11 protein-coding genes are annotated in these 12,364 nt (G+C 68.6%); 9 read left to right on the top strand and 2 right to left on the bottom strand.

Features of this window, described 5'->3' with window-relative positions; all coding sequences use genetic code 11:
• Window positions 1–94: 94 nt before the first annotated feature.
• Window positions 95–1,069, top strand: coding sequence for a carbohydrate kinase family protein (locus JL475_RS22360; protein WP_202279600.1), 975 nt, complete (start codon window positions 95–97; stop codon window positions 1,067–1,069).
• Window positions 1,070–1,103: 34 nt separating this feature from the next.
• Here the strand turns inward: JL475_RS22360 and JL475_RS22365 are convergent, their stop codons facing one another.
• Entirely contained in the window at window positions 1,104–2,495 is a 1,392-nt protein-coding gene (locus JL475_RS22365; RefSeq protein ID WP_202279601.1) for a cysteine desulfurase/sulfurtransferase TusA family protein, read from the bottom strand.
• A gap of 437 nt (window positions 2,496–2,932) precedes the next feature.
• Here JL475_RS22365 and coxB point away from each other — a divergent pair, with 437 nt between their 5' ends.
• From coxB to JL475_RS22385, 4 genes are all read left to right on the top strand, one after another.
• Window positions 2,933–3,850, top strand: a complete 918-nt coding sequence (gene coxB, locus JL475_RS22370) for a cytochrome c oxidase subunit II (protein ID WP_202279661.1) — start codon at window positions 2,933–2,935, stop codon at window positions 3,848–3,850.
• On the top strand, window positions 3,847–5,583 hold the full coding sequence (gene ctaD / locus JL475_RS22375; protein ID WP_202279602.1) for a cytochrome c oxidase subunit I: 1,737 nt from the start codon (window positions 3,847–3,849) through the stop codon (window positions 5,581–5,583). The genes coxB and ctaD overlap by 4 nt, the downstream gene beginning before the upstream one ends.
• Window positions 5,580–5,978, top strand: a complete 399-nt coding sequence (locus tag JL475_RS22380) for a cytochrome c oxidase subunit 4 (protein WP_202279603.1) — start codon at window positions 5,580–5,582, stop codon at window positions 5,976–5,978. The genes ctaD and JL475_RS22380 overlap by 4 nt, the downstream gene beginning before the upstream one ends.
• 129 nt (window positions 5,979–6,107) lie before the next feature.
• On the top strand, window positions 6,108–7,367 hold the full coding sequence (locus JL475_RS22385; protein ID WP_202279604.1) for an Ig-like domain-containing protein: 1,260 nt from the start codon (window positions 6,108–6,110) through the stop codon (window positions 7,365–7,367).
• A 56-nt stretch (window positions 7,368–7,423) separates the two neighbouring features.
• Here JL475_RS22385 and JL475_RS22390 read toward each other — a convergent pair whose 3' ends face one another.
• Window positions 7,424–7,825: a response regulator transcription factor gene (locus JL475_RS22390; RefSeq protein WP_202279605.1), complete on the bottom strand. Its 402-nt coding sequence runs from the start codon at window positions 7,823–7,825 to the stop codon at window positions 7,424–7,426.
• Between the two features lie 200 nt (window positions 7,826–8,025).
• Between JL475_RS22390 and JL475_RS22395 the strand changes: the two genes are divergently transcribed.
• The 4 genes from JL475_RS22395 to JL475_RS22410 all read left to right on the top strand — a co-directional run bounded on the left by JL475_RS22395 (window position 8,026) and on the right by JL475_RS22410 (window position 12,224).
• A complete protein-coding gene (locus JL475_RS22395; RefSeq protein ID WP_202279606.1) occupies window positions 8,026–8,637 on the top strand; it encodes a heme-copper oxidase subunit III in 612 nt (203 codons plus the stop codon).
• Window positions 8,638–8,716: 79 nt separating this feature from the next.
• Window positions 8,717–9,529, top strand: a complete 813-nt coding sequence (locus JL475_RS22400) for a c-type cytochrome (RefSeq protein WP_202279607.1) — start codon at window positions 8,717–8,719, stop codon at window positions 9,527–9,529.
• Window positions 9,526–10,575, top strand: coding sequence for a ubiquinol-cytochrome c reductase iron-sulfur subunit (locus tag JL475_RS22405; protein ID WP_202279608.1), 1,050 nt, complete (start codon window positions 9,526–9,528; stop codon window positions 10,573–10,575). The genes JL475_RS22400 and JL475_RS22405 overlap by 4 nt, the downstream gene beginning before the upstream one ends.
• Window positions 10,572–12,224: a ubiquinol-cytochrome c reductase cytochrome b subunit gene (locus tag JL475_RS22410; protein ID WP_202279609.1), complete on the top strand. Its 1,653-nt coding sequence runs from the start codon at window positions 10,572–10,574 to the stop codon at window positions 12,222–12,224. Before JL475_RS22405 ends, JL475_RS22410 begins: the two co-directional genes overlap by 4 nt.
• The last annotated feature ends 140 nt before the right edge of the window (window positions 12,225–12,364 follow it).

Raw genomic sequence — 12,364 nt, forward strand, 5'->3', positions numbered from 1 at the left:
GATCTACTATCGGGTAGTTTTGGCGGCTTCAAGTGGACGGCTCGCACCCGGTAGCGTGGGGTGTCAATCCCCCTCGCTCAGGAGAGTCCACGCCGTGCGCATCGCAGTCACCGGCTCCATCGCCACCGACCACCTCATGACGTTCCCCGGGCGCTTCTCCGACCAACTCGTCGCGGACCAGTTGCACACGGTCTCGCTGTCCTTCCTGGTCGACCAGCTCGACGTGCGCCGGGGCGGCGTGGGCGCGAACATCGCCTTCGGCATGGGCCAGCTCGGCACCCGGCCGATCCTCGTCGGCGCCGCGGGCCCCGACTTCGACGAGTACCGGTCCTGGCTGGACCGGCACGGCGTCGACACCGAGTCCGTCCGCATCTCGGAGACGCTGCACACCGCCCGCTTCGTGTGCACCACGGACGCCGAGCACAACCAGATCGGCTCCTTCTACACGGGCGCGATGAGCGAGGCCCGGCTGATCGAGCTGAAGACCGTCGCCGACCGGGTGGGCGGCCTCGACCTGGTCTCCATCGGCGCCGACGACCCGGAGGCCATGCTCCGGCACACCGAGGAGTGCCGCTCGCGGGGCATCCCGTTCGCCGCCGACTTCTCCCAGCAGATCGCCCGGATGGACGGGGAGGAGATCCGCATACTGCTGGACGGGGCGACCTACCTCTTCTCCAACGAGTACGAGAAGGGGCTCATCGAGACCAAGACGGGCTGGACCGACGCCGAGATCCTCGCCAGGGTCGGCCACCGCGTCACCACCCTCGGCGCCCGGGGCGTACGCATCGAACGCGCCGGTGAGGACCCGGTCGAGGTCGGCTGCGCCCAGGAGGAGCGCAAGACGGACCCGACCGGTGTGGGCGACGCCTTCCGCTCCGGGTTCCTGTCCGGACTGGCCTGGGGCGTCTCACTGGAGCGCGCCGCGCAGGTCGGCTGCATGCTCGCCACCCTGGTCATCGAGACCGTCGGCACCCAGGAGTACCAGCTGCGCCGCGCCCACTTCATGGAGCGCTTCGCGCAGGCCTACGGCGACGAGCCCGCGGCCGAGGTGCAGAAGCACCTGGCCTGACGCCCCCGGGTTCCGGCCCGAGGCAAGCGCCCGCTCAGGAGAGCCGGCGGACCACATAGGCCGAGCCGTGGTCCGCCGGCTCCTCGCCCACGTACTCCTGCCCGCGCATCTCGCACCACGCCGGGATGTCCAGCCGGGCCGCCTCGTCGTCCGCGAGGACCCGGACCGTGCCGCCCACCGGCACGTCGCCGATCACCTTGGCCAGCTCGATCACCGGGATCGGGCAGCGCCGGCCCAGCGCGTCCACCACCAGGGCGCCGCTTCCCCCGGCGGTGTGCTCCGCGGCCCCCGCCGCCACCGGAGCCCCCAGCTTCTCCCGCACCTCCGCCACCACCCGGGGCAGGACGGTCAGGAACCGCTCGACGTCCTCGGACTCCGTCCCCGGCGGCAGCGAGACCCGGACGTTGCCCTCGCTGAGCACCCCCATCGCCCTCAGCACATGGCTCGGGGTGAGCGTGCTGCTCGTGCACGAGGAACCGGACGACACGGAGAAGCCCGCGCGGTCCAGCTCGTGCAGCACCGTCTCCCCGTCGACGAAGAGACACGAGAAGGTGACGATCCCCGGCAGCCGCCGCTGCGGATCGCCGACCACCTCCACGTCCGGCACCGAGGCCGGCACCCGCGTCCGGATCCGCTCCGTCAGATCCCGCAGCCGGGCCGCCTCCTCGGCCGCCTCGGCGCGCACCGCCCGCAGCGACGCCGCCGCGGCCACCACCGCCGGGATGTTCTCGAACCCGGCCGCCCGCCCCGACTCCCGCTCGTCCAGCGGCCCCTGGGGAGCGAACCGCACCCCCTTGCGCACCACGAGCAGCCCGACCCCCGACGGACCGCCCCACTTGTGGGCGCTCGCCGTGAGCAGCGACCAGTCACCCGCCACCGGCCCCCAGCCCAGCGACTGGGCCGCGTCCACCAGCAGCGGTACGCCGGCCGCCCGGCACGCCTCGGCCACCTCGGCCACCGGCTGCACGGTCCCCACCTCGTGGTTGGCCGACTGGAGACAGGCCAGCGCGGTGTCCGGCCGCAAGGCCCGTGCGTACGCCGCGGGATCCACGGCGCCCGTACGGTCCACCGCGACCTCGGTGACCGAACCGCCCCCGGCCTCGTGTACTTCCGCCGCATGGAGGACCGACGAGTGTTCGACCGCGGACACGATCAGGTGCGATCCGACGCGTCGCCGCCCGGCCAGCGCCCCCTCGACACCGGAGTGCACCGCCCGGGTGCCGGACGGGGTGAACACCAGCTCGTCCGGGCGGCATTCCACCGCCTCGGCGGCCGCCTCGCGCGCCGCGTCCAGCAGCAGCCGGGCCCGCCTGCCCTCCCGGTACAGCCGTGCGGGATCCGCCCACCCCTCGTCCAGTGCGGCCAGCAGGGCCTGACGGCCGACGGGGTGGAGCGGGGCGGCGGACGCGGCGTCAAAGTAGGCCATACGGCAACGGTAAGGCGTGGCCTCCTCGCCGAGCGGCGAGGGGGCCGTCCCCCCTCGGCGGTTCCGCCACGGGGAGGGGCGAAAGACCGGGCCCTCTATACCCACCGAGCTCTCACCGCACACCCGCCCGACTGCCGAGTCCCCCGTGCGAGCGGTACTTTCGGGCGGCAGGGTGTCCCCTTCCCCTCCCTTCGGGGTGACGGGCGGCGCGTATGCCCCCCTCCCCGCGACCCCCCGGAAGGCGTCGGCTAGGGTTTGGTCCGCATAAACATCCAAACCCCTGCCCGACGCAGGGCGGCGACCGACCGGTGAGAAGGACAGGCCGCAGCCGTACAGCGCGGGCGAGACTCTCGGGAAGGCGCTACGTGAGTCCCAACGGCTCCGACCTCCCCCACGGCCTGAAGGGCGTGGGTGGTACCCCCAAGCCGCGGCGCCCGATGCGGCGGAAGCTGCTGCAGGCACTGACCGCGGGCCTGGTCCTGGCGACCGCCACCGGTTGCACATGGGAGGACTTCCCTCGCCTTGGTATGCCCACCCCCACCTCAGAGGGGGCCGAGCGAATCCTCTCCCTGTGGCAGGGTTCGTGGGCGGCCGCGCTCGCCATCGGCGGGCTCGTGTGGGGCCTGATCCTGTGGAGTGCTTTCTTCCACCGGCGCAGCCGCACCAAGGTCGAGGTACCTCCGCAGACCCGGTACAACATGCCCATCGAGGCGCTGTACACCGTGGTTCCGCTCATCATCGTCTCGGTCTTCTTCTACTTCACGGCACGGGACGAGTCCGAGCTGATGAAGCTCGACAAGCCCGACGTCACCGTGAACGTCGTCGGCTTCCAGTGGAGCTGGTGCTTCAACTACATCGAGAACGTCGAGGGTTCCTCCGGCGACGCGAAGACCTCCAAGGAACTCGACGCGATCCCGGACCGCTACAGGAACGCCTTCCCGGCCGACGCCGGCGGTGTCAACGACTGCGGTACCCCCTCCACGCGGAACCCGCAGACGAACAACCCGGGCCCCACCCTGTGGCTGCCCGAGGGCAAGCGGGTCCGGTTCGTCCTGACCTCGCGCGACGTCATCCACTCCTTCTGGGTGGTGCCGTTCATGATGAAGCAGGACGTCATCCCGGGCCACACCAACGCCTTCGAGGTGGTCCCCAACCGTGAGGGCACCTTCCTCGGCAAGTGCGCCGAGCTCTGCGGTGTCGACCACGCCCGGATGCTGTTCAACGTGAAGGTCGTCTCCCCCGAGCGCTACGAGGCGCACCTCAAGGAGCTCGCGGAGAAGGGGCAGACCGGTTACGTTCCCGCCGGCATCGCGCAGACGAGCCACGAGAAGAACCGGGAGACGAGCACACTGTGAGCATCCTCAACGAATCCCAGGGTGCCGCGGCAACTGTGGACTCCTATGAGAACGAGCTGCCGGTACGGCGCAAGCAGCCCGGCAACATCATGGTCAAGTGGATGACGACCACGGACCACAAGACGATCGGCACCATGTACCTGGTGACGTCGTTCGCGTTCTTCTGCATCGGTGGCATCCTCGCGCTGGTGATGCGCGCGGAACTCGCCCGGCCGGGTCTGCAGATCATGTCGAACGAGCAGTTCAACCAGGCGTTCACGATGCACGGCACGATCATGCTGCTGATGTTCGCGACGCCGCTGTTCGTCGGCTTCGCGAACTGGATCATGCCGCTGCAGATCGGCGCCCCCGACGTCGCCTTCCCGCGGCTGAACATGTTCGCCTACTGGCTCTACCTGTTCGGCTCGCTGATCGCGATCGGCGGTTTCCTCACCCCGGACGGGGCCGCCAGCTTCGGCTGGACCGGCTACGCCCCGCTCTCGGACGCGGTCCGCTCGGCGGGTGCCGGCTCCGACATGTGGATCATGGGTCTGACCCTCCAGGGCTTCGGCACCATCCTGGGCTCGGTCAACTTCATCACCACGATCATCTGCATGCGCGCTCCCGGCATGACCATGTTCCGCCTGCCGATCTTCACCTGGAACGTGCTGCTGACCGGTGTCCTGGTCCTGCTCGCCTTCCCGGTGCTGGCCGCCGCGCTGTTCGCGCTCGAGTACGACCGGAAGTTCGGCGCGCACATCTTCGACGCCACCAACGGCGGGGCGCTGCTGTGGCAGCACCTGTTCTGGTTCTTCGGTCACCCCGAGGTGTACATCATCGCGCTGCCGTTCTTCGGCATCGTCAGTGAGATCGTGCCGGTCTTCAGCCGCAAGCCGATCTTCGGCTACATGGGTCTGGTCGGCGCGACGATCGCGATCGCGGGTCTGTCGGTGACGGTGTGGGCGCACCACATGTACGCCACCGGCGGTGTCCTGCTGCCGTTCTTCTCCTTCATGACCTTCCTGATCGCGGTCCCGACCGGCGTGAAGTTCTTCAACTGGGTCGGCACCATGTGGAAGGGGTCGCTGAGCTTCGAGACCCCGATGCTCTGGTCCATCGGCTTCCTGATCACCTTCCTGTTCGGTGGTCTGACCGGGGTCATCCTGGCCTCGCCGCCGCTGGACTTCCACGTCACCGACTCGTACTTCGTGGTGGCGCACTTCCACTACGTGGTGTTCGGCACCGTGGTCTTCGCGATGTTCGCCGGCTTCCACTTCTGGTGGCCGAAGTTCACCGGCAAGATGCTCGACGAGCGGCTCGGCAAGATCACCTTCTGGACGCTGTTCATCGGCTTCCACGGCACCTTCCTGATCCAGCACTGGCTGGGCGCCGAGGGCATGCCGCGCCGCTACTCGGACTACCTGGCGGCCGACGGCTTCACCGCGCTGAACACGGTCTCCACGATCGCCTCGTTCCTGCTCGGCATGTCGCTGCTGCCGTTCTTCTACAACATCTGGAAGACGGCCAAGTACGGCAAGAAGATCGAGGTCGACGACCCGTGGGGCTACGGCCGCTCCCTGGAGTGGGCCACCTCGTGCCCGCCGCCCCGGCACAACTTCCTCACCCTGCCGCGGATCCGCTCCGAATCCCCGGCCTTCGACCTCCACCACCCGGAGATCGCCGCCCTCGACCAGCTCGAGAACGCCGGTCACGGTGAGAAGGTCCTCTCCGGTGGCAAGGAGGCCGGCAAGTGAAGATCCAGGGCAAGATGTTCATGTGGCTGAGCCTCTTCCTGCTCGTCGTGGCGGTCGTCTACGGCGTGTGGTCGAAGGAGCCGGCCGGCACCACCGCCCTCTTCCTGGCCTTCGGCCTGAGCATCATGGTCGGCTTCTACCTGGGCTTCACCGCCCGGCGGGTCGACGTGGGCGCGCAGGACAACAAGGAGGCGGACGTCGCCGACGACGCCGGCGAGGTCGGGTTCTTCAGCCCGCACAGCTGGCAGCCGCTCGGTCTCGGGCTCGGCGGTGCCGTCGGCTTCCTGGCCATCGCCGTCGGCTGGTGGCTGATGTACTTCGCGCTGCCGCTGATCCTGCTCAGCATCTTGGGCTGGGTCCTCGAGTACTACCACGGTGAGAACCGCACCCAGTAGCACATGCCGCGCGCCGCAGGGCCCGGACACTCCGTCAGGAGCGTCCGGGCCCTGCGTCTGCCACGTTCCATGTCACTCGTTCGAGTCTTCCGGCGCGCCGGACTTGACGTGGCTTCCTAGCGTGAGGCCATGAGACGTGATCCGCGCAACCGCACCGTCGTCGGCCGCATGCTGCTGGTGATCGCCCTGGGTGCGGGCGTCGCCGGTTGCTCCGCCGCCGGCGACCCGCTGTCCGCCGAGCCCTACGACGCGGCGGACCAGATATCCTTCAACGGCCCCACCGCCGAAGGCGGGACGGCCGACCCGGACACGCCCCTGGAGGTCGTCGCCGAGGACTCCGACGGGCGCATCACCGACGTCACGGCCGTGGACACCAAGGGCCGCCACGTGGCGGGCGAACTCGCCGCCGACGGCAGCCGCTGGCACAGCACCTCCCCGCTCGTCGCCGACGCGAGCTACACGATCCGGGTGAGCACCGAGGGCGTGGACGGCGCCCCCGGCCGCAAGGTCCTCGCCCTCACCACCGGCAAGCCCGCCAGCAAGCACCTGGGCGTCGCCTTCGGCCCCGAAGCGGGCACCTACGGCGTCGGCCAGCCGCTCACCGCCGAGCTGACCGAACCGATCAAGGACCCCGCGCAGCGCGCCGTCGTGGAGCGCGGCCTGAAGGTGACCTCCACACCCTCGGTGGCGGGCATCTGGCACTGGGTGGACGACAAGAAGCTCCACTTCCGCCCGAAGGACTACTGGCCCGAGAACGCCACCGTCCGGGTGCGCAGCACCCTGGAGGGCGTCAGGATCAACGACCGCCTCCGGGGCGGCCGGACCGAACCGCTGACGATCAGGACCGGCGAGCGCGTCATAGCCGTCACCGACGTCGCGTCGCACCGGCTGACGGTGTACAAGGGCGACAAGCAGATCAAAACGATCCCCGTCACCGCCGGCAAACCCGGGTTCGAGACACGCAACGGCGTCAAGGTGGTCCTCGGCAAGGAGCGCACCGTGCAGATGCGCAGCAGCACCATAGGCATAGCCGAGGGCTCCGCGGAGTCCTACGACATGCCCGTCCACTTCGCCGCCCGGGTGACCTGGAGCGGCGAGTACCTGCACGCAGCCCCCTGGTCCGTCGGCTCCCAGGGGTACGCCAACGTCAGCCACGGCTGCGTCGGCATGAGCACCGGCGAGGCCGAGTGGTTCTACGGCACCGTCCGCAAGGGTGACCTGGTCACGGTCGTGAACTCGGGCGGCGCCGACATGGAGCCGTTCGGCAACGGCTTCGGCGACTGGAACCTCAGCTGGACCGACTGGCGCGCGGGCAGCGCCCTGACGGGCGGTGCCGCGGCGGGCCCCGCCCCCGAGGAGAAGGCACGCCTGCGCCCGCAGCCGGCCTGACCTCGAACGACGGGCCGAGAGCCACCGCGAGCGCCGCGCCGGTGAGGACCGTGCGGTCAGACGTTCAGGGCGCTCTTCTGCCGCAGCAGGGAGGCGAGGGCCGAGGCGAACTCCACCGGCTCCACCGGCAGCGTCACAGCCGCCTCCGCACGGCTCCAGGTGGCCAGCCAGGCGTCCTGGGGCCGGCCCATGAGCAGCAGCACCGGCGGGCACTCGAAGATCTCGTCCTTGATCTGCCGGCACAGGCCCATGCCGCCCATGGGCGTGGCCTCGCCGTCCAGGACGCAGACGTCGATGCCGCCCCGGTCCAGCTCCCGGAGGACGGCCGGGACGGTCGCGCACTCCAGGAACTCCACGACGGGCACGTCCGGGGCCGGCCGCCGGCCGGTGGCGAGCCGCACCTGCTCCCGGGTGTTGGCGTTGTCGCTGTAGACCAGCACCGTGGCGGTCGCCTGCATTGTTCCTCCACGCTTCTGAGGGGGCTCGGCATCGGCGGTACCGCGCGTGCCGATGGCGCGGATGCTACCCCTTCCGGCAGCTTGTCAACACTGGTTCGGACGTCGCTTCGATGGGCCATCCGGGCACTACAGGAGGGGCGAACACACCGAACGGCACCCCCCGGGGTGAGGGCGGGATAAGCGACCGACATAATGTCGGCGTGGCGACAGCAACGACAGTAGACACCGGGCACGCGCTCCCGTCGGTCAACCGACCGAACCTCACCAGCGTCGGAACCATCATCTGGCTGAGTTCCGAGCTGATGTTCTTCGCGGCCCTCTTCGCGATGTACTTCACCCTGCGATCGGTGACCGGACCCGACTTCTGGTCGGAGAAGGCCGACACCCTGAACTTCCCGTTCTCGGCGACGAACACCACGATCCTGGTGCTCTCCTCCCTCACCTGCCAGCTCGGCGTGTTCGCAGCCGAGCGCGGTGACGTGAAGAAGCTCCGGGCGTGGTTCATCGTCACGTTCATCATGGGATCGGTCTTCGTCGGCGGTCAGGTCCTGGAATACACCGAGTTGGTCAAGCACTACGGTCTGACCATCTCCTCCGACCCGTACGGCTCGGTCTTCTATCTGACCACCGGCTTCCACGGCCTGCACGTTCTGGGCGGCCTGTTCGCCTTCCTGCTGGTCCTCGGCCGGACCTACGCGGCTCGGAGGTTCACCCATGACCAGGCGACGGCGGCCATCGTCGTGTCCTACTACTGGCATTTCGTCGATGTCGTCTGGATCGGGCTCTTCGCCACGATCTACATGATCAAGTAGGCGGGCTCGAATCCGCGCGCTCGAAGAGCGCACTCATCCAGAAGCATCGACGCAGAAGATCCTGACACCGGGGTAATCCGTGAAAAAGCTCTCCGCACGACGACGCCACCCGTTGGCGGCGCTCGTCGTTCTGCTCCTCGCGCTGGCATGCACCGGGGGGCTGTACGCCGTGTTCGCACCCGCGAGCAAGGCGCAGGCCGACGAAACCGCCCAGTCCCTCGCCATCGAGGAGGGCAAGAAGCTCTACGCCGTCGGCTGCGCCAGCTGCCACGGCACCGGCGGTCAGGGCACCACCGACGGCCCCAGCCTGGTGGGCGTGGGCGCCGCGGCCGTCGACTTCCAGGTGGCCACCGGCCGGATGCCGGCCGCCACCTCGCAGAGCGCGCAGCTCCCGCGGAAGAAGGCCGTCTACAACCAGGCCGAGATCGACCAGCTGGCGGCGTTCATCGCCTCCCTGGGCGCCGGTCCGGCCATTCCCACCGAGGAGCAGTACGGCCCCGAGGGCGCCGACATCGCCAAGGGCGGTGAGCTGTTCCGCAACAACTGCGCGCAGTGCCACAACTTCACCGGCCAGGGCGGTGCGCTCACGCACGGCAAGTACGCCCCGAGCCTCGAGGACGTGGACCCCAAGCACATCTACGAGGCCATGCTGACCGGCCCGCAGAACATGCCCTCCTTCCCCGACGGTTCGCTGTCGGAGCAGAACAAGAAGGACGTCATCGCCTACGTGAACGCGGTCAACGGCAAGGAGACCTCGAGCCCCGGCGGACTGACGCTCGGCGGGCTCGGCCCGGTGTCCGAGGGTCTGTTCGCGTGGATCTTCGGACTCGGCGGGCTGATCGTGACCGCCGTCTGGGTCGCCGCTCGGACCGCAAAGGCCAGGAAGTCATGAGTAGCCAAGAGACTCCCGACGAGAAGCTGCCCGCAGTGCAGGGCGGCGCGGTCCGCGTCGCGGACGAGAAGAACCCGTTCGCCGACCCCGGGCTGCCTCCGCACGAGCCCCGGATCCAGGACATCGACGAGCGGGCCGCCAAGCGGTCCGAGCGTACGGTCGCACTCCTGTTCACGCTGTCGATGCTGGCCACCGTCGCCTTCATCGTCTCGTTCGTGGCGATCCCGATCGACAAGACCGTCTACATCTTCCCGCTCGGTCAGATCGGCGCGATGAACTTCGCGCTCGGTACGACCCTCGGTGTCGCCCTGTTCGCCATCGGCGCCGGCGCGGTCCACTGGGCCCGCACGCTGATGTCGGACCACGAGCTCACCGATGAGCGGCACCCGATCGCGGCCCCGCCCGAGGTCCGCGAGAAGGTCATGGACGACTTCCGCCAGGGCGCCAAGGAGTCGGCGCTCGGACGGCGCAAGCTGATCCGCAACACGATGTTCGGCGCGCTCGCCCTGTTCCCGCTCTCCGGAGTGGTCCTGCTGCGTGACCTCGGGCCGCTGCCCGAGGACAAGCTGCGCAACACCCTGTGGTCCAAGGGCAAGCTGCTCATCAACATGAACACGAACGAGCCGATGCGGGCGTCCGACATCGCCGTGGGCTCGCTGACCTTCGCCAAGCCCGAGGGCCTGGAGGAGGACGAGCACGGGTTCATGAACGAGATCGCCAAGGCCGCCCTGATGCTCGTCCGCATCCAGCCGGACGACATCAAGGACAAGCAGTCGCTCGAGTGGTCGCACCAGGGCATCCTCGCGTACTCGAAGATCTGCACCCACGTCGGTTGCCCGATCTCCCTGTACGAGCAGCAGACGCACCACGCCCTGTGCCCCTGCCACCAGTCCACCTTCGACCTTGCCGACGGAGCCCGGGTCATCTTCGGTCCCGCCGGACACGCCCTGCCGCAGCTGCGCATCGGTGTGAACGACGAGGGCTACCTCGAAGCGCTCGGCGACTTCGACGAGCCCGTCGGTCCTTCATTCTGGGAGCGCGGATGAGTACCACGACCAGCAGCACGAACCCATCGGGCGCGGGTCGCTCCCGTGGGAAGGCGCCGGCCGGCGAACGGGTCGCCGACTGGGCGGACAGCCGGCTGGGGATCTACTCCCTGGCCAAGGCCAACATGCGCAAGATCTTCCCGGACCACTGGTCGTTCATGCTGGGTGAGGTCTGCCTCTACAGCTTCATCATCATCATCCTCACGGGTGTGTATCTGACGCTGTTCTTCCACCCGTCGATGAACGAGGTGGTGTACCACGGCAGCTACGTCCCGATGCAGGGACAGCTGATGAGTGAGGCCTACAAGTCGACGCTGGACATCAGCTTCGACGTCCGTGGCGGTCTGCTGATCCGGCAGATCCACCACTGGGCCGCGCTGATCTTCGTGGCCGGCATGTTCGTGCACATGATGCGCGTGTTCTTCACCGGTGCGTTCCGCAAGCCGCGTGAGGTCAACTGGGTGTTCGGCTTCCTGCTGCTCGTCCTGGGCATGTTCACCGGGTTCACCGGCTACTCGCTCCCGGACGACCTGCTCTCCGGCACCGGCATCCGCTTCACGCAGGGCGCGATCCTGTCCGTGCCGATCGTCGGCACGTACATCTCGATGTTCCTCTTCGGCGGGGAGTTCCCGGGGGACGACTTCATCGCCCGGTTCTACTCGATCCACATCCTGCTGTTGCCGGGCATCATGCTCGGCCTCGTGGTGGCGCACCTGATCCTGGTCTTCTACCACAAGCACACGCAGTTCGCGGGCCCCGGCAAGAGCAACAAGAACGTCGTGGGCATGCCGCTGCTGCCGGTGTACATCGCCAAGGCCGGAGGCTTCTTCTTCCTGGTCTTCGGTGTGCTGTGCGTCGTCTCGGCGGTCGCGACGATCAACCCGGTCTGGAACATCGGCCCCTACCGGCCGGACATGGTCTCCACCGGAGCCCAGCCCGACTGGTACATGGGCTTCTCCGAGGGCCTGGTCCGTGTGATGCCGGGCTGGGAGATCAACTTCTGGGGCCACACGCTCGCCCTGGGTGTGTTCATCCCGCTGATGGTCTTCGGGCTGGTCCTGGTGTCCATCGCGGTCTACCCGTTCATCGAGTCCTGGGTCACCGGGGACAAGCGCGAGCACCACATCCTGGACCGCCCGCGCAACGCCCCGACGCGCACCGCCTTCGGCGTCGCGTGGATCACCCTGTACTTCATCTCCCTCGTCGGCGGTGGCAACGACCTGTGGGCCACCCACTTCAACCTGTCGATCAACGCGATCACCTGGTTCGTCCGGATCGGGTTCTTCGTCGGGCCCGTGGTGGCGTTCATCGTCACCAAGCGGATCTGCCTCGGCCTGCAGCGCCGGGACAAGGACAAGGTGCTGCACGGCCGCGAGTCGGGCATCATCAAGCGCCTGCCGCACGGTGAGTTCATCGAGGTCCACGAGCCGCTCAGCCAGGAGCAGCTGCACACCCTCACGGCGCACGAGCAGTACAAGCCGGTCGAGATCGGCCCGCTGGTCGACGAGAACGGCGTCGAGCGCAAGGTGAAGCCGACCGAGAGGCTGCGCGCCAAGCTCAGCAAGGGGTACTACGGCGAGGGGTCCCAGATCTCGAAGCCGACCGTCGAGGAGTACAAGGAGATCACGAGCGGCCACGGCCACCACTGATCACCTGAAACCCGTACGACACCCAAGTCGCCACACGACGGCGAAGGGCCCCCGTCCGCAGACCGGACGGGGGCCCTTCGCCGTGCTCCGGGCTGGATAAGGTGGGGGGTGAACCCCCTTTACACCTGTCTATGACCCAG

It is taken from the genome of Streptomyces sp. M2CJ-2, from assembly GCF_016757295.1.
GTDB lineage: Bacteria > Actinomycetota > Actinomycetes > Streptomycetales > Streptomycetaceae > Streptomyces.

What these genes read in the sequence shown, in the direction of transcription:
- JL475_RS22410 (WP_202279609.1), top strand. Translation starts at nt 10,572, where the DNA reads ATGAGTACCACGACCAGCAGCACGAACCCATCGGGCGCGGGTCGCTCC.
- JL475_RS22385 (WP_202279604.1), top strand. Translation starts at nt 6,108, where the DNA reads ATGAGACGTGATCCGCGCAACCGCACCGTCGTCGGCCGCATGCTGCTG.
- JL475_RS22390 (WP_202279605.1), bottom strand. Translation starts at nt 7,825, where the DNA reads ATGCAGGCGACCGCCACGGTGCTGGTCTACAGCGACAACGCCAACACC.
- JL475_RS22405 (WP_202279608.1), top strand. Translation starts at nt 9,526, where the DNA reads ATGAGTAGCCAAGAGACTCCCGACGAGAAGCTGCCCGCAGTGCAGGGC.
- coxB (WP_202279661.1), top strand. Translation starts at nt 2,933, where the DNA reads ATGCGGCGGAAGCTGCTGCAGGCACTGACCGCGGGCCTGGTCCTGGCG.
- JL475_RS22365 (WP_202279601.1), bottom strand. Translation starts at nt 2,495, where the DNA reads ATGGCCTACTTTGACGCCGCGTCCGCCGCCCCGCTCCACCCCGTCGGC.